Source organism: Streptomyces triticisoli (assembly GCF_003270085.1).
Taxonomy (GTDB): Bacteria; Actinomycetota; Actinomycetes; order Streptomycetales; family Streptomycetaceae; genus Streptomyces; species Streptomyces triticisoli.
The window spans coordinates 1-16,627 of record NZ_QFDQ01000002.1; the positions used below are offsets into that span (position 1 = coordinate 1).

The 16,627-nt window shown below is 73.3% G+C and carries 17 protein-coding genes and 1 pseudogene; 9 read left to right on the plus strand and 9 right to left on the minus strand.

The window, feature by feature from the left end:
- Positions 1–28: 28 nt before the first annotated feature.
- Entirely contained in the window at positions 29–223 is a 195-nt protein-coding gene (locus DEP02_RS00305; protein ID WP_198668229.1) for an SHOCT domain-containing protein, read from the minus strand.
- A 17-nt stretch (positions 224–240) separates the two neighbouring features.
- Between DEP02_RS00305 and DEP02_RS33800 the strand changes: the two genes are divergently transcribed.
- Positions 241–501: a hypothetical protein gene (locus tag DEP02_RS33800; RefSeq protein ID WP_112465266.1), complete on the plus strand. Its 261-nt coding sequence runs from the start codon at positions 241–243 to the stop codon at positions 499–501.
- A 61-nt stretch (positions 502–562) separates the two neighbouring features.
- Here DEP02_RS33800 and DEP02_RS00315 read toward each other — a convergent pair whose 3' ends face one another.
- Positions 563–760: a DUF8691 family protein gene (locus DEP02_RS00315; RefSeq protein WP_112465267.1), complete on the minus strand. Its 198-nt coding sequence runs from the start codon at positions 758–760 to the stop codon at positions 563–565.
- Between the two features lie 97 nt (positions 761–857).
- The gene (locus tag DEP02_RS00320; protein WP_232838894.1) at positions 858–3,524 is read right to left on the minus strand and encodes a winged helix-turn-helix domain-containing protein; all 2,667 of its coding nucleotides are present in this window, start codon (positions 3,522–3,524) and stop codon (positions 858–860) included.
- Between the two features lie 246 nt (positions 3,525–3,770).
- On the opposite strand from DEP02_RS00320, the gene DEP02_RS00325 reads away from it, so the two are divergent.
- The gene (locus tag DEP02_RS00325) at positions 3,771–5,867 is read left to right on the plus strand and encodes a SpoIIE family protein phosphatase (RefSeq protein WP_112465269.1); all 2,097 of its coding nucleotides are present in this window, start codon (positions 3,771–3,773) and stop codon (positions 5,865–5,867) included.
- 114 nt (positions 5,868–5,981) lie between these two features.
- On the plus strand, positions 5,982–6,341 hold the full coding sequence (locus tag DEP02_RS00330) for a DUF779 domain-containing protein (RefSeq protein WP_112465270.1): 360 nt from the start codon (positions 5,982–5,984) through the stop codon (positions 6,339–6,341).
- A 20-nt stretch (positions 6,342–6,361) separates the two neighbouring features.
- On the opposite strand, the gene DEP02_RS00335 is transcribed toward DEP02_RS00330, so the two are convergent.
- From DEP02_RS00335 to DEP02_RS35730, 6 genes are all read right to left on the minus strand, one after another.
- Positions 6,362–6,556, minus strand: a complete 195-nt coding sequence (locus tag DEP02_RS00335; protein WP_112465271.1) for a hypothetical protein — start codon at positions 6,554–6,556, stop codon at positions 6,362–6,364.
- Positions 6,557–6,680: 124 nt separating this feature from the next.
- The gene (locus tag DEP02_RS00340; RefSeq protein ID WP_112465272.1) at positions 6,681–7,763 is read right to left on the minus strand and encodes an acyl-CoA dehydrogenase family protein; all 1,083 of its coding nucleotides are present in this window, start codon (positions 7,761–7,763) and stop codon (positions 6,681–6,683) included.
- Positions 7,760–8,989: an acyl-CoA dehydrogenase family protein gene (locus DEP02_RS00345; protein WP_112465273.1), complete on the minus strand. Its 1,230-nt coding sequence runs from the start codon at positions 8,987–8,989 to the stop codon at positions 7,760–7,762. Before DEP02_RS00345 ends, DEP02_RS00340 begins: the two co-directional genes overlap by 4 nt.
- Complete coding sequence (locus DEP02_RS00350; protein WP_112465274.1) at positions 8,986–9,963, minus strand: NADPH:quinone oxidoreductase family protein; 978 nt, start codon at positions 9,961–9,963, stop codon at positions 8,986–8,988. Before DEP02_RS00350 ends, DEP02_RS00345 begins: the two co-directional genes overlap by 4 nt.
- Before the next feature lie 80 nt (positions 9,964–10,043).
- Positions 10,044–10,637, minus strand: a complete 594-nt coding sequence (locus DEP02_RS00355; RefSeq protein ID WP_112465276.1) for a helix-turn-helix domain-containing protein — start codon at positions 10,635–10,637, stop codon at positions 10,044–10,046.
- A 31-nt stretch (positions 10,638–10,668) separates the two neighbouring features.
- Positions 10,669–10,974 carry a hypothetical protein gene (locus DEP02_RS35730; RefSeq protein WP_157977345.1) on the minus strand — a complete coding sequence of 102 codons (306 nt, stop codon included), beginning with the start codon at positions 10,972–10,974 and terminating at the stop codon, positions 10,669–10,671.
- A gap of 317 nt (positions 10,975–11,291) precedes the next feature.
- On the opposite strand from DEP02_RS35730, the gene DEP02_RS00360 reads away from it, so the two are divergent.
- The 6 genes and pseudogenes from DEP02_RS00360 (at position 11,292) to DEP02_RS00385 (ending at position 16,622) form a co-directional block, all read left to right on the plus strand.
- On the plus strand, positions 11,292–11,765 hold the full coding sequence (locus DEP02_RS00360) for an NUDIX hydrolase (protein ID WP_112465277.1): 474 nt from the start codon (positions 11,292–11,294) through the stop codon (positions 11,763–11,765).
- Between the two features lie 78 nt (positions 11,766–11,843).
- Complete coding sequence (locus tag DEP02_RS00365) at positions 11,844–13,229, plus strand: NADP-dependent succinic semialdehyde dehydrogenase (RefSeq protein WP_112465279.1); 1,386 nt, start codon at positions 11,844–11,846, stop codon at positions 13,227–13,229.
- A gap of 25 nt (positions 13,230–13,254) precedes the next feature.
- On the plus strand, positions 13,255–13,497 hold the full coding sequence (locus DEP02_RS00370) for a DUF6213 family protein (RefSeq protein ID WP_112465280.1): 243 nt from the start codon (positions 13,255–13,257) through the stop codon (positions 13,495–13,497).
- Positions 13,498–13,820: 323 nt separating this feature from the next.
- Positions 13,821–14,885: pseudogene (locus tag DEP02_RS00375) on the plus strand (type III polyketide synthase); the annotation flags it as partial.
- Entirely contained in the window at positions 14,882–16,096 is a 1,215-nt protein-coding gene (locus DEP02_RS00380) for a cytochrome P450 (RefSeq protein ID WP_112465282.1), read from the plus strand. The pseudogene DEP02_RS00375 and the gene DEP02_RS00380, both read left to right, overlap by 4 nt.
- 7 nt (positions 16,097–16,103) lie before the next feature.
- Positions 16,104–16,622, plus strand: coding sequence for a cupin domain-containing protein (locus tag DEP02_RS00385; protein WP_112465283.1), 519 nt, complete (start codon positions 16,104–16,106; stop codon positions 16,620–16,622).
- Positions 16,623–16,627 lie beyond the last annotated feature (5 nt).

Sequence of the window (16,627 nt, forward strand, 5' to 3'; positions counted from 1 at the left end):
GTCTCGGATTCGTCGGGTCCGGCCGGGCTCAGCGGCGGCCGGGAGTGGAGGTGGCGGAGGCGCCGGGGGCCTGGGCGGCGGCGGAGGCGGCGCGGCCCTCGGCGGCGCCGCCGGACAGCACCATCGCCTTGGCCCGGGCGAACTCCTCGTCGCTGATGTCGCCCCGGGCCCAGAAGGCGCCCAGCAGCGGGTAGTCGTACGCGAGGTTCATCTGCGTGCTCATCTCTCTCCTCTGTTCCGGTGTTCCGGACCTGCGCCCGGCTGCTGTTCCGGACCTGCGCCCGGCTGCCGCGACCTGCCGTCCTTCAGCGTGCGCACGGCAAGCCCCGGGCGCCTCACCCGGCGCGGGTGACCGTGGACGCCGCCGCCGGCAGGTGGCGGCCCGGGAGCAACCCGGGACAGCGTGCGCCCCGACGGGCGGCCGTCGTGATGCTCGCCCGCACCGCGTTCACCGCCGCCGGGTACGGCGACATCACCGCGCGGTCGCCGCGCACGTGCTGACGAGCGCCGTCCGGGCAGCTCTGCGGCAGCAGCAGGACCGTCCGCCCGAGTGGCCGGTGGCTCACTCCGGGACGCGCCGCATCTCCAGGACCCGCAGGCCCAGCGACCGGCAGCGGGCCAGCAGCCCGTACAGGTGCGCCTCGTCCACCACGGGACCGAACAGGACCGTCTGACCGGACATCATCACGTGCTCCAGCTCCGGGAACGCCTTGGCCAGCGTCTCCGACATGTGCCCGTCGACACGGATCTCGTAGCGCATCAGCTGCTCCCGCGGTGACCTGGGGGCGGCGTACCACGCCTCCTGTCCCAGGGTCCGCCCCGGCCGGCCGCGGGGCCTCACCCGATGCAGGTGATCCTCACAGGAGACGGAGTTCGCGTGCGCGGTGGACCGCGTCGCCCCGCCGGTTGACGCCGAGCTTCCGGTAGGCGCTCTTGAGGTGGGTCTTCACCGTGTTGACGGACACGAAGAGGTCCGCGGCGATCTCCTCGGTCGACATCATCCGGGCGAGCCGCCGGAGTACGTCGCGCTCGCGGCCGCTCAGCTCCTCGACGACCAGGGCGGTCTGCCGGGCCGTGTGCGGCAGGGTCCGGAGACGGGACTCCGGACGGGCCGTCAAGCCGCCCGGGACCGGTTCCCGGAGCGCGTCCGTGCGCAGCAGGCGGCGCAGCCACGGGCCGGCCTCGAGGAGCGGGCGTCGCAGCCGCTCGCGCCGGGCCTCCGCCAGCGCCTTGGTCGCGAGTCGGCGCGCGGTGGTGGGGTCGCCCTGCCGGCCGACGGCCTCGGCGCGTGCCAGCAGGGCCCGGACCGTCACCGCGGGACCCCTGTGCTCCTCGGCGGGCAGGTGGTCGAGCAGGTCCAGGGCGGCGTCCGGGTCTCCCGCGGCCAGGTGGGCCCGGGCGGCCGCCACCGTGCACGCGGCTTCCCGGCCCACCGCGTCCTCCAGCACCTTCACGGCCGTCTCGGGGCGGCCCTCGGCGAGGTGGGCGTCGGAGACGACGAGCGCCGTGTGGTCCTCGGCCCACGGGGAGGCCGCGGCGGCCGGGACGGTGGACCCGGCGGTCTCCAGGGCGGTCCCGGGCTGTCCGCGGGCCAGTTGGAGGCGGGCCTGTGCGATGACGCGGCTCGCGGCGGTCACGGGGTCCGGCGGCACCGGCTGCACGGCCGTCGCCCAGTCCAGGAGGGCCTGGGCGTCGTCCAGTTCGTCGCGGTCGACGGCCACCGCGGCGAGCACCAGGTGGACGAGGCCCAGGCCGGCCGGCTCGGCCAGACTGAAGCGTTCGGCGTCGGTGAGTGCCGCCAGGGCCTTGTGTTCGGCGCGGGTGGGCCAGCCGGTCAGGTAGTCGATGAGCGCGAGCCGGCCCAGGGACTCCTCCCGGGGCAGCGCCGTCTCCCCGCCGGATCCGGCGGCAGCCGCGGACAGCGCGGCCCGGGCCTCGTCGAAGTGCCCTGCCCACAGACGGGCCGCGCCCAGGTGGGTCTGCAGCAGGGCGGGGAGTTCGGGGTGCCTGTCCAGGAGTTCGGCCGGGAGGTCCTGGCGCAGTTCCCGCGCCGTCCGGGCCGCGTGTTCGGCGCGGCCCGGGGCTCCGGTCAGCCGGGCGGCGAGGGTGTCCAGGAGCGCGCAGCTGAGCCGGGCCGCCGCCCTGCCGGGCCCGGCCCGGGCGAGTGCGCGGCGGGCGTGTTCCAGGTGCACGTGTGCGTGGTCCAGGTCGTGGTCGGACAGCTCGCGCGCCGCGCGGACGAGGTCGGCCTCGGGGCCGGTGGTGTCGGGGGGCATCCGTGCGAACAGCTCGCCCAGGCCGTCGGAGTGCAGGCCGGTGAAGAACTGGCCGATCGCGAGGTCGTCGACGAGGACGCGGGCGGTGAACTCCCAGTCGCCGGCCGCGGCGCCGTGGGCGAGCGTGTCGGACAGCGGCCCGCGGTGCCGCAGCCACTCGGCGGCCCTGCGGTGCAGTTCGGGCTCCAGGCCGGGGAACCGCACTCTGCGATGGGCTCCGAGGATCTCCGCGAAGAGCGGGTGGAGGCGGTACCAGGAGTGGCCGAGGTGTTCGACGAACGCGTTGGCCCGGTGCAGTTCGGCCAGGACGGGTCCGGTGTCCCGGCGGCCGGCGAGCGCGTTGGCCAGGTCGGGGCAGAACCGGTCGAGGACGCTGACCCGCAGCAGCAGGTCCTGGGTCGGGGCCGGCTGTCTCCTGAGCACCTCGGCCAGCAGGAAGTCGGCGATCGTGCTCTGTCCGGCCTCGAACTCCTTGAGGTACGTCCCGGGGTCGCTGCTCTGCTGCGCGGCCAGGGCGCACAGCCGCAGGCCCGCCGCCCAGCCCCGCGTGCGCTCGACGAGCGCACGGACGGCGTCGGGGCCCAGACGCAGACCGTGCAGCTCCAGCAGTGTCGCCGCCTCCTCGGGGGTGAAGGCCAGCTCCGCGTCCCTGATCTCGGTCAGGGTGCCGTCCGCGCGGTAGCGGTGCAGGGGCAGGGTCGGTTCGGTGCGGGTGACGAGGACCAGACGCAGGCCCCGGCCGGCGTGGTGCAGGACGAAGCCGAGCTGGTCGGCGATCTCCGGGGCGGTCACGCGGTCGTACTCGTCGAGGACGACGGTCAGGGGCCGGTCACGGCCGTTCAGCTGTGCGGCGAGCCGGGCGAGCAGGCCGTGCTCCACCGCGCCGGCGTCGGCGGGGCAGCCGACGTCCCGGATCTCGTCGGCCCCCGAGGCGCGCAGGGCCTCCAGCAGGTAGGCCCAGAAGACGCCGGGCGCCTGGTCGCAGGCGTCGACGGTGAGCCAGGCCACCGGCCGTCCCAGGTGGGCGGCCCAGTCGGCGACCAGGAGCGTCTTGCCGGCGCCCGCGCATCCGTCGACCATCGTCAGTGCTGTGTCCAGCGCCTGGTCGAGGTGCTCGACCAGGCGCTGCCGGCGCAGGAAGGTGGCCGGCCGCACCGGCACGGCGAAGCGGGTCCGCAGGAACGGGTCCCCCAGCGGATCGACGCCCGCGGCCGGCGGCCGGGGCCTGTTGTCCCCACGTTCGGACACCACGCTCACCACCACTGCTCGTCATGTCATGGGCAGCGCTCCTCCTGTCCAGGATCTCAGCGTTCCCGCACGCTCGCGCGTCGCGGACAGCGACCGCTGCTCCCGTCGTCGCGCATCGCTCCCCGCGGCGCATGTGCTGCGCGTGCGGGCGCACGACGGGCGGAGCACGCTGGAAACGCGCCTCGGGTGCGCGTCGGCAGCCGCGCGCCCGTCCGAGCGCTCGGGCGGAGCCGAAGGAGGTCCCCATTGGCGTGCGGCGATGCCGGCCGGCTCGTGGACGAGATGTCGGCCTCCCTGCTGGAGGCCCTGTTCAGCAGTGCGCCGGTCGGTCTCCATCTGCTGGACCCCGAACTGCGGGTGGTCCGGCTCAACACCGCCGTGCCTCCCATGCAGGACCTGTCCGCGGATGATCTGGTCGGGCGTCCTCTCCGCGACGCGCTCCGGATCGTCGCGGACGACTTCGAGGACAACGAGATGGAGATCCTGCTGCGCGACGTGCTGGAGAGCGGGGACGCCCTGCGCGAGCGCATCGTGCGGGCACGCGTCGCGGGGGAGCCCCCTCAGGAGCGGTACTTCGAGATCACCGCCCTGCGCCTGCTGGGTCCGCGCGGGCAGGTGCTGGGCCTGGCGGTCACCACGATCGACGTCAGCGAACGCGAGTGGGCGCGCGCCCGCACCAGGGTGCTGGAAGCGGTCCGCCGGCGCGTGGGCCGCACCCTGGATCCCTCGGTGAGCGGCGAGGAACTCGTCGGGGCCGTGGTCCCCGAGTTCGCCGACGTGGCGATCGTGGAGGTGGTGGACGCCGTGCTCCGCGGCGACGACCCTCCCCTCGCCCCGCTGCCGCCGGGCACGCCCCTGATGCGCACCGCCTTCCGCAGCAGCCAGGACAGCCCGCTGCAGGCGCATCCCGTGGGTGACGTACGCCGCCTGCCGGCCCCCACGCCCTTCACCCAGGCGCTGGCCGATCTGCGGCCCCGGGTGGTTCCGCTGCACCCGTCCGACCCGTGGCTGTCCGTCGACCCCGCGCGCGCGGAGGCGATGCACGCGTCGCGGTGCCACACACTGCTGGTGGTGCCCCTGGCCCTGCGCGACGCGGCCCTCGGGCTGGTCAGCCTCTACCGCGCGGGGCAGTCCCCGCCGTTCGACGCGGACGACCGCCGGCTCGCCGTCGAGCTGGCCGCGCACACCGCCCTGGGCATCGACAACGCCCGGCGCTACGTCCGTGAGCACGCCGTGGCCGCCCTGGTCCAGCGCAGGCTGCTGCCCCGCCGCCCGGAGAGCCACACGTCCCTCCAGGCTGCCTTTCTGTCGGTCACCGGTGCCGATCCCGGCGCCTGGTACGACACCATCGCCCTGTCCGGCGCCCGCACCGCGCTCGTGGTCGGCAAGGTGTCCGGGCGGGGCCTGAACGCGGCCACGACCATGGGCCGGCTGCGCACCGTCGTACGGTCCCTGTCGGCGTTCGACCTCGCTCCCGACGAGCTCATGGCCCGGCTGCACGACACGGCGGCCGAGCTGGCGGCCGAGCGGGCGGACCTGCCGCTGGGCGACCCGCTGCGCCGCGAGACACTCACCGCCGACTGCGTGTACGCCGTCCACGATCCCCTGGTCGGCACGTGCGTGATGGCGGTGGCCGGCTCCCTGGCCCCCGTCGTGATGCTGCCGGACCGCACTGTCACCGTTCCCGACTGCCCGGCCGGGCCGTCTCTGGCCACGGGGGAGGACGCGCCCTTCACGACGGCCGAGTTCGCGGTTCCTGAGGGCAGCGTGCTGGTCTTCGCCAGCGATCCGCGCGTCACCGCCCATCTCGCGCAGCTCTCGGGGCCGCTGCGGGTCGTGCCGGACTACGGCGAGCGTCCGCTGCGGGACCTGTGCGACGCCATCGTCTACGCCCTTCCGGACGGCCTGGGCGCGGATGACGCGGCGGTGATCGTCGCACGCGTCCGCTCCTTCTCGCCGGACGGGTTCGCCTCCTGGCGGCTCGACACGGACCCCTCCTCGGTGGCCACCGCCCGCGACCGCACCCGCAAACGGCTCACCGCCTGGCACGTGGACGCCGAAACGACCTACAACGCGCAGCTCATCGTCAGCGAGCTCATCACCAACGCCCTCAGGTACGGAGCCCCGCCGATCGAACTCCGCCTGATCCACGACCGCACCCTCACCTGCGAGGTGCGGGACTCCGGTCCGGCCGCCCCGCACCTGCGCCACGCCCGGGTCGTCGACGAGGGCGGCCGCGGCCTGTTCATCGTCTCCCAGCTGGCCCAGGCGTGGGGCATCCGCTTCACCCCCTCGGGCAAGACGGTCTGGACCGAGCAGTCCCTGCCCGGGGAGGAGGACTGACCACCGCCCGCCCGCGGCCGGTGCAACCTTGTCGCAACCTCGGTGCTGCTTGTCTGGATCCCGGGCGGACACGGGCCCCGGCTTCTGCTTCCGGTGCGGCGAAGGGCGGCGACGATGTACGAGGAGACCCCGCGCGTCGAGCTCACGCCCGCGGCAGCCGGTCTGGTGCGGCGGCTGAGCGAGGCGCACGGACCGCTGATGTTCCACCAGTCGGGCGGCTGCTGCGACGGCAGCGCGCCCATGTGCTATCCGGAGGGCGAGTTCCGTACCGGCGGTTCGGACGTGCTGCTCGCGCAGCTGGAGGTGGAGGGGGTGGACCGGCCGGTGGCGTTCTGGATGTCGCGCAGCCAGTACGAGGTGTGGAGCCACACCCGGCTGATCGTCGACGTGGTGCCCGGCCGGGGCAGCGGTTTCTCCCTGGAGGCGCCCGAAGGGGTGCGTTTCCTCATTCGCTCCCGCCTGGTCGGCGCCTGAGCCCCGCACGGGACACCGTGTCAGGGGCGCAGGCCGCCGACGATCTGTGCCGTGGCCGCCAGGCCCTCGTGGATGGTGGGCGCCATGCTCGTGCCGGCCAGGAAGAAGCCGAGCAGCACGCAGATCAGGGCGTGCGAGAACTTCAGGGCGCCGTTGCGCACGAAGATCACCGCGATGATCAGGAACAGCAGCACCACAGAGATGGAAACAATCACCGTCGGCCTCCTCCGCCACGCCCGCATCGCGGCTTTCGGCCGCAAGTGTGGCGCAGCGGAGGGCCCGGCCGGGCGGCAGACATGTCCTCCGAACGTGTGGTTCTGACGGGTGGCCCCAGGTGCGTCAGGGGGCCTGGAGGTCGACCAGTGCGGCCAGCTCCTCGCGGTGGGCGCCCGCCGTGCCGTAGGCGAGGGAGTCGGCCTTGGCCCGTTTGAGGTGGAGGTGGACCGGGTGCTCCCAGGTCATGCCGATGCCGCCGTGCAGCTGCAGCGCCTCCTCGGCCGCGTGGACGGCGACGGGAGCCGCGTAGGCCTGGGCGACGGCGACCGCCACGTCGACGCCCTCGCCCCGGGCGAGGGCGTCGGCCGCGCTCCGGGCGGCGGCGCGGAGGTTGACGACCTGAAGCCACAGCTGGGCGAGCCGGTGCTTGAGCGCCTGGAAGCCGCCGACGGGCCGGTTGAACTGCTTGCGCTCCTTCAGGTAACGCACGGTCTCGGTCAAGGCCTGCTCGGCGAGGCCGAGTTGCTCGGAGGCGAGCAGTCCGGCCCCGGCGCGCAGGGCCCGGCGTACGGCGGGCTCGGCGTCGCCCAGCCGGCGTCCCGCAGCGCCCTCGAGAGCGACCGTCGCCACGGGCCGGGTCAGGTCCAGGGACACCCGCGGCGTGACGGCCACCGCGTCCGCCTCCACTGCGTACAGCCCGCCGTCCTCGGCCGGCACCAGCAGGACATCGGCCACGGCCGCGTCCGCGATGCCGGTCAGCTCCCCGTGCAGACGCCCGTCTTCGACGCGTACGGCACGGAAGGTGCCGCCCGGCGCGGTGTGCAGCCCGACGGCCAGGGCGCCGATCCTCCGGCCGGACGCCAGGTCGGCCGTCAGCCCCGCGGTCTCCTCGTCCGCGCAGGCCAGCAGCGCCTCGGTGGCGACCACGGCGCTCGTGAGGTACGGGACGGGAGCCACGGCCCGGCCCAACTCCTCCAGGACCACGGCCGCTTCGCGGTGGGTGGCCCCCTGGCCGCCCCGCTCCTCGGGCACCAGCAGACCGGCCAGTCCCATGCCCTCGGTGAGCGACTTCCACAGCGCGAGGTCGTGCGGCGCGTCCGACTCCGTGCGCGCGATCACGCCCGCCGGGGCGCAGTGGTCGGTGAGCAGGCCCCGGACCGCGGCGCGCAGCGCCTCTTCCTCCTCCGAGTAGAGAAGATCCGTCATTTGGCCAGGTCCTTCCACGCGACGTCCTTGTCTGTGCGCGGCTCGGCGGGCAGGCCCAGGACGCGCTCGGCGACGATGTTCAGCAGGACCTCGCTGGTCCCGCCCTCGATGCTGTTGCCCTTGGAGCGCAGGTAGCGGTAGCCGGCGTCGCGGCCGGTGAAGTCGACCAGTTCGGGGCGGCGCATGGTCCAGTCGTCGTACAACAGCCCTTCCTCGCCGCGCAGTTCGACCTCCAGGCCGCTGATCTCCTGGTTGAGGCGGGCGAAGGCGAGCTTCATGCCGGAGCCCTCGGGGCCGGGCTGGCCGGCGACGAGCTGCTGGCGCAGGCGTTCGCCGGTGAGGCGGGCGACCTCGGCCTCCACCCACAGCTTCAGCAGCCGCTGGTGCAGGTCGTGGGTGCGCAGTTCCGGGCGTTCGCGCCAGGTCCTCACGACCGGGCCGATCATGCCGCCCTCGCGGGGCAGCCGCATGCCTCCGATGGCGACGCGTTCGTTGTTCAGCGTGGTCTGCGCGACCCGCCAGCCGTCGCCGATCCCGCCGAGGCGGCGGGAGTCGGGGATGCGGACGTCGGTCAGGAAGACCTCGTTGAACTCGGCCTCCCCGGTGATCTGGCGCAGCGGCCGGACCTCGACGCCGGGGTCGGTCATGTCGCACAGGAAGTAGGTGATGCCCTGGTGCTTGGGCACGTCCGGGTCGGTGCGGGCGATGAGGATGGCCCACCGGGCGAGATGGGCGCTGGACGTCCACACCTTCTGCCCGTTGACCACCCAGCATCCCCCACTCTCGGCTGCGCTCGAGCGGGAGGTGCCCCCATCGTCCCGGACGGCCCGGGTGCCGAGGGCGGCGAGGTCGGAGCCGGCGCCGGGCTCGCTGAACAGCTGGCACCAGACCTCCTCCCCGGTCCACAGGGGCCGCAGAAAGCGCCGCTTCTGCTCCTCGGTCCCGTGGCGCAGGATGGTCGGGGCGGCCATGCCGAGGCCGATGCCGATGCGGCGCGGGTCGTTGTCGGGGGCGCCCGCGGCCTCCAACTCCGCGTCCACGACGGCCTGGAGGGAGCGGGGGGCGCCGAGGCCGCCGAGGCCCTCGGGGTAGTGCACCCAGGCGAGTCCGGCGTCGAAGCGGGCCTTGAGGAAGTCGAGGCGGTCGGTGGTCGCAGGTGGCTGGGCTGCCAGCAACTCGCTCGTACGGCGGCGCAGTTCCGTCGCGTCGATGGGGCTGTCGGTCATGCGGCGGCTCCGTTCTCCGACGAGGGCACCACGGCGATACGGCCGGTGGTGACACCGTCGGCGACCCGCTGCACGGCGGCCGCAGCCCCGCCCAGCGGCACCCGTTCGCTCACCAGCGGCTTGATCGCGCCCCGGGCGGCCAGTTCGGTGAGCTGCTCGTGGCAGTGCTGGACCAGCTTGGGGTTCCTGGTGTTGTACAGGCCCCAGTGCAGGCCGAGGATCGCGTAGTTCTTGACGAGGGCATGGTTGAGCGCCGGGCTCGGGATGGTGCCGCTCGCGAAGCCCACGACGACGATCCGGCCCTCGAAGGCGACGAGCTTGGCCGACTGGGCGTACGCCTCGCCGCCGACCGGGTCGTAGATCACGTCGGCGCCCCGGCCGCCGGTGGCCTCCTTGACGGCGGCGATGACGTCCTCTCCTCGCCGGTCCACGACGACGTCGCAGCCCAGTTCCCGGGCCACGGCGGCCTTCTCCGCGCCGCCGACGACACCGATGACCCTGGCGCCGGCCGCCCTGCCGAGCTGCACGGCCGCGCTGCCGACCCCGCCGGCGGCGGCATGCACGAGCAGCGTCTCGCCGGCCTCGAGGCGGGCCCGGCGGTGCAGGCCGAACCAGCCCGTCTGGTAGCCGATGTGCAGGGCCGCGGCCTCGGCGTCGTCCAGCGCGTCCGGGGCGGGCAGGAGGGCGGCGGCGTCGGCGACGGCGTACTCGGCGAAACCGCCGTACGGCAGCGCCGGGTTGGCGATCACCCGGCGCCCGTCCCCGGTCTCGCCGCAGATCTCCACGCCCGGTGTGAAGGGCAGCGGCGGCCGGACCTGGTACTGGCCCCGGCACAGCAGCGCGTCGGGGAAGTTGATGTTGGCGGCACGCACCCTCAGCAGGACCTGGCCGTCGCCGGGGGTGGGCGGCTCGGTCTCCTCCAGGCGCATCACCTCGCTCGGCTCGCCGTTCTCGTGCACTCGCCATGCCTGCATGCGCCGCCTCCAGGGACTGCGTCGTCGGACCGGTCGATCGCATACTAAGCGGTCGCTTGCCGATCGGGGAACACCGGAAGTCAGTCGGCTTGACCACGGCGCGACGACCTCGACGGCCGCGCTCGTACGTGCATCCGCTCGCCCTGCGGCCCGAACAGGCTCAGGAACTCCACCGGCCCCTCCCCCGTCGACCCGAACCAGTGCGGCACGCGCGTGTCGAACTCGGCCGCCTCGCCCGCGGTCAGCACGAGGTCGTGCTCGCCCAGCACCAGCCGGAGCCTGCCGGACAGCACGTACAGCCACTCGTAGCCCTCGTGGATCCGCGGATCCGGCTCCAGCCTGCGCCGTGGTTCGAGCACCTTGAACGCCTGCAGGCCGCCCGGCCGGCGGGTCAGCGGCCAGTGGGTGCGCCCGCCGCACACGATCGGTTTCACCCGCACGCGCGGGTCGCCGACCGGCGGCGCGCCGACCAGCTCGTCCAGGGGCAGCTGGTGGGCCTGCGCGATCGGCAGCAGCAGCTCCAGGCTGGGTTTCCGCAGGCCCGACTCCAGCCGCGAGAGGGTGCTGACGGAGATCCCGGTCGCCTCGGAGAGCGCGGCGAGGGTCACCTCCCGCTCCTTCCGGATCCGCCGGAGCCTTGGCCCCACGTCGGCCAGTACGTCCTCGGTAGTCATGCGTTCATTGCAGAACCGGCAAATCCATTTGTCAACGCGGCACCCACCGGGCGGCCTTCTCGCTGGAGGTGCTCACCATCGCCGGCATGACCGGCATGACCGGGAAGAGCGAGAAGAGCGAGAAGTGCGAGGCCGTCGTCATCGGCGGCGGCGCGGCCCGCACCAGCCGCTGGGGTGCCCGGCACCGGCAAAAACCCCTCACCGGCAAGACGCTGCCGCCGTGGCCGTCGGACGACGCGCCCTGGGACACCCGGTCCGGCTGGGGGCCTCCCGGGCCGTTCAGGCACTGGGGGAGGACGGCACCGCCCCACACGGCCGGAGCGATCGGGCGGGGCATCGGACCATCCAGGCCGGACGCGACGACCGTGGGCGTGAGGCCCTGCCTGTCAGCGGCCTCCGGCCGCGGGCCGCCCCGCCCTCCCCGGACCGCGGACACGATCCGCCGGCGCCGGACGCGCAGCGAAAACGGGCGACCTCGGGGTACCCCCGGCGAAGCTGGGAGAGTGCCCACAACCGTTCGGGACACACGGCTGAGCACAAGCCCTGGCACCAGGACTCACTCCCGCTCAGTTTCCAGAAACGGCGGAAGGTCCTGGGCTGCGGGGTCCCGCCCGCCGCCGAGCCCTCCCTGACCACGCACCCGGAGGTGTGAAGATGAGCGTCCGGCGAGGGAAGCGGAGCGCGGGTCTGCTGTTGTTCCGGCGCACCGGCGACGGCCTGGAGGTGCTGCTCGGTCATATGGGCGGCCCGCTGTGGGCCCGGCGCGACGCGGGCGCCTGGACCGTGCCCAAGGGTGAGTACGCCCCCGGGGAGTCCGCCTGGGAGGCCGCCCGTCGTGAGTTCCAGGAGGAGCTGGGGCTGGTGCCGCCCGACGGCGAGGCGGTGCCGCTGGGCGAGGTCCGGCAGTCGAACGGCAAGACCGTCACGGCCTGGGCGGTGGAGGCCGACCTCGACCCTGCGACGATCACGCCCGGCACGTTCCTGATGGAGTGGCCGCCGCGGTCCGGGCGGACCCGGGAGTTCCCGGAGCTCGACCGGGTGGCGTGGCTCGGTCCGGACCGGGCCCGTGAGGTGATCGTCAAGGCGCAGGCCGCGTTTCTCGACCGCCTGGCTGAGCACTCGCTCTGAGAGAAGGCCCTCACGCGTTGCGGCGGGCACCGCTGCGCGCGAAGGTCGAAACACAGCCCGTCCCAGGGGAGGTCAGCCATGTCCATCGCCACGGTGAACCCGGCCACCGGCGAGACGCTCAAGACGTACGAGGCCATGGGCGAGGAGGAGATCGAGCGTCGGCTCCAGCTCGCTCGGGCCACGTTCCGCACGTACCGGACGACGACCTTCGCCGAGCGGGCCCGGCTGATGAACCAGGCCGCCGACCTCCTCGACGAGGACCAGCAGGAGATCGCCCGTGTCATGACCACGGAGATGGGCAAGCCGGTCAAGCAGGCCCGCGCGGAGGCCGCGAAGTGCGCCAAGGCGATGCGCTGGTACGCCGGGCACGCCGAGGAACTGCTCGCGGACGAGGAGCCCGCCGCCGCCGATGTGAAGGACTCCGGGGCCTCCCGGGCCCTGGTGCGCTACCGGCCGCTCGGCCCGGTGCTGGCGGTGATGCCCTGGAACTTCCCGCTGTGGCAGGTGGTCCGGTTCGCGGCGCCCGCGCTGATGGCCGGCAATGTCGGCCTGCTCAAGCACGCCTCGAACGTGCCGCAGACCGCCCTGTACCTGGAGGACCTGTTCCACCGGGCGGGCTTCGCCGAGGGCTGCTTCCAGACCCTGCTCATCGGCTCCGGCGCGGTCGACGACATCCTGCGCGACGAGCGTGTGAAGGCGGCCACGCTGACCGGCAGCGAGCCGGCGGGGCGGGCGGTGGCGTCCACCGCCGGGGAGATGATCAAGAAGACGGTGCTGGAGCTGGGCGGCAGCGACCCGTTCATCGTGATGCCGTCGGCCGACCTCGACCGGGCCGCCGAGGTCGCGGTGACCGCGCGGGTGCAGAACACCGGGCAGTCGTGCATCGCCGCCAAGCGGTTCATCGTGCACACGGACGTCTACGACGCCTTCGCCGAGCGTTTCGTGGCCGGCATGAAGGCGCTGAGGACCGGCGACCCGATGCGGGAGGACACCGAGGTGGGGCCGCTGTCCAGCGAACGGGGCCGGGCGGATCTGGAGGAGCTGGTCGACGACGCGCGGCGGAGCGGGGCGAAGGTGCTGTGCGGTGGCGAACGGCCCGACTGGCCCGGCTGGTACTACCCGCCGACCGTGCTGGAGGGCATCACCCGTGAGATGCGCATCCACCGCGAGGAGGCGTTCGGGCCGGTCGCCACGCTGTACCGGGCGGCCGACCTGGACGAGGCCGTGCTGATCGCCAACGACTCGCTGTTCGGCCTGAGTTCGAACGTCTGGACGCGGGACGAGAACGAGGTCGACCGGTTCGTACGGGACCTGGAGGCGGGCGGGGTGTACTTCAACGGGATGACCGCCTCGCACCCGGCGTTCCCCTTCGGCGGGGTGAAGCGCTCGGGGTACGGGCGTGAGCTGTCCGGGCACGGAATCCGCGAGTTCTGCAACATCACCACCGTATGGCACGGAGCGTGAGGCTTCCGCGGCTACGATCCCTTTTGTGAACCGCGAAGTGACTCTGCCTCTGATCGTCGACGACCGCGGCACGTTGCAGGTGGCCGCGGCCGATGTGAGCAAGCTGCTGCGGACGGTCGGCGGCCGGTGGCTGCGTCTGGTGGAGGCCGGCCAGGAGGGTCTCGACGAGGACACGGTCGCCGCCCTGACCATCGAACTGGCCAAGCTGGCCGACCGCATCGACGTGGCCTGCATCGCCCACAGCAGCGGCGCGGCTCCTTCCGGCTGACCGGAAGGAGCCCACCCCGGCGACGCGTTGCCGGGCGCCCCGGTACGTCGCGCGGGCCGGCACGCGGCACACGCGGTCGGATACCCGCCCGAAGGCCTGTCCGGCCCCTCCATGAAGTGCTGCCTGACCAGCGGTTTTCTGGTTGAGCGGAGAAGCGCCGCCGGTGGTGCGAGGGACGTGCGGGGCTCACTCGCCGTCGCCGGATTGGAGTAGTCCACCGAGAGATCACCGTCCCTTTCGGGCGATCATGGGTGGACCACCCTTCTGGGTGCACCACCCTCTGACCCGGGGGCTACCGGCCTTCCGGAAGGCGAAAGCAGGCACGGCTCATGGCGACTTTGTGCAGACCTTCGGTGTCCGTTCCAGAGCACGTGATCACGATGGAGGAAACGCTGGAGCTCGCACGCTCCCGCCACGCGGACCACCCGCAACTCCCGCTGGCCCTCCGGCTGATCGAGAACACCGGCGTGCTCACCCGGCACATCGTGCAGCCCATCGAGGAGACCCTCAAGCATCCCGGCTTCGAGCAGCGCAACAAGCTCTACGAGCAGGAGGCCAAGGCCAGGGTTCCCGAGGTCATCCAGCACGCGCTCGACGACGCCGAACTCCTGTCGTCCGACATCGATGTCATCATCTACGTCTCGTGCACGGGCTTCATGATGCCCTCGCTCACGGCGTGGTTGATCAACGAGATGGGCTTCGACTCGACCACCCGCCAGCTGCCCATAGCCCAGCTGGGCTGTGCGGCCGGCGGCGCGGCGATCAACCGGGCCCACGACTTCTGCACGGCCTACCCGGACGCCAACGCGCTCATCGTGGCCTGCGAGTTCTGCTCGCTGTGCTACCAGCCCACCGACCTCGGCGTCGGTTCCCTGCTCTCCAACGGCCTGTTCGGCGACGGCATCGCCGCCGCGGTGGTCCGCGGCACCGGCGGCACCGGCGTCCGGCTGGAGCGCAACGGCTCGTACCTGATCCCCGAGACCGAGGAGTGGATCGCGTACGACGTCCGGGAGACCGGCTTCCACTTCCTGCTGGACAAGCGTGTGCCCACCACCATGGAGCCGCTCGCCCCGGCCCTGCGGGACCTGGCCAAGCTGCATGACTGGGACGCGTCCGACCTGGACTTCTACGTCATCCACGCGGGCGGCCCCCGCATTCTGGACGACCTCAGCAAGTTCCTGAACGTCGAGCCGTACGCGTTCCGGTTCAGCCGGGCCACGCTCACCGAGTACGGCAACATCGCCAGCGCCGTCGTCCTGGACGCGCTGCGCCGGCTGTTCGACGAGGGCGTCCCCGAGGACCGGGCGCGCGGACTGCTCGCCGGGTTCGGCCCCGGCATCACCGCCGAGATGTCGCTCGGCAGCTGGCAGATCGGGGCCGGGGCATGACCGAGGAGACGCTCGCCGAGACACCGTCCCCGGTGCGGCGCCGGCCCGCCCCCGACCCGACCGGCGTCGGCTTCGACCCGGTGCCGGCCGGCCTGGTGGAGGAGGGTCCGGTCACCCGCGTCGAGATGCCCGGCGGCGAGGGCTGGGCATGGCTGGTGACCCGCATGGACGATGTGCGGATGGTCACCGACGACCCCCGGTTCAGCCGGGAGGCGGCCATGGGCCGTCAGATCACCCGGCAGGCCCCGCACTTCGTCCCGACCCGTGACGCGGTCGGCTTCCTGGACCCGCCCGACCACACCCGGCTGCGCCGCTCGGTCGCCCCCGCCTTCACCGCGCGCGGTGTCGAGCGGGTGCGGGAGAGCTCCCGGCGGACGCTGGACGAACTGGTCGACGAGCTCCTTCGGGGCGGCCCGCCCGCCGACCTCACACGTGCGGTGCTCAGCCCGTTCCCGATCGCGGTGATCTGCGAGCTGATGGGGGTGCCGCCCGCCGACCGGCACGGCATGCACACCTGGACCCGGCTGATCCTGTCCTCCTCGCCCGGCGCCGACGCCGGCGAGCAGGCCAAGGAGGAGATGGGCGCGTACTTCGCCGAGCTCATCGACGCGCGCGTGGAGAGCACCGGTGAGGATGTCGCCTCACTCCTCGGCGCGGCCGTGGGGCGCCGGGAGATCACCCTGGCGGAGGCCGTGGGTCTCGCGGTGCTCCTGCAGATCGGCGGCGAGGCGGTCACCGACAACAGCGGGCAGCTGTTCCACATCCTGCTGACCCGCCCCGAGCTGGCCGAACGGCTGCGCCGTGAGCCGGAGATCCGCCCGCAGGCCGTCGACGAACTGCTGCGCTGGATCCCGCACCACGACGGGGTCGGGCTGTCCCGGGTCGCCCTGGAGGACGTGGAGATCAGGGGCGTGCGGATACGCGCCGGTGACGCCGTCCACGTGTCGTACCTCGCCGCCAACCGCGACCCGGACGTCTTCCCGGACCCCGCGGCGATCGACTTCTCGCGCAGTCCGAACCCGCACGTGACGTTCGGCTTCGGCCCGCACCGCTGCCCGGGCGGCCGGTTGGCCCGGCTGGAGTCGGAGTTGCTGGTCGACGCCCTGCTGGACCGGGTGCCGGGGCTGAGGCTCGCGGTGCCGGCGGACCAGGTGCCCTTCAGGAAGGGCACGTCGATCCGCGGGCCCGAGGCCCTGCCCGTGACGTGGTGAGCCCGCCATGACCACGGAGGGACTGCTCGTGCCGCCGGGCCACGGGCGCGTTGTCGAGACGCCGGCCCAGCGCGTGACGTTCAAGGTCACCGGCTCGCACTCGCGGGTGGCCTCCACCTTCGAGGTGGAGGTCCCGCCGGGCTTCGACGTGGGCGCCCATGTGCACACGCGCAGCGAGGAGTTGTTCTACGTGCTCGAGGGCGAGTTGGACGTGCTCGCCTTCGAGCCGCGGATCCGGACCCCCGACCACTGGCAGAGGTGGGAGTCCAGCTCGGGCAACCGCGTGGTGCGGGCGACCCCGGGTACGGTCATCGTCGTGCCCCCGGGCTGCCCGCACGCGTTCGCCAACCCGACCGACGCCCCGGCGAAGATGTTCTTCCAGGCCTCCCCGCCCCCGGACCACGAACGCTACTTCGAGGAACTGCTCGACATCCTGGGCGGTGGAGGCCCCCCGGACCACGAGGCGATCGAAGCCCTGCGCAAGCGTTACGACATCGAGCAGCTGACACCGCTCAGGCACCGTTAGTACCG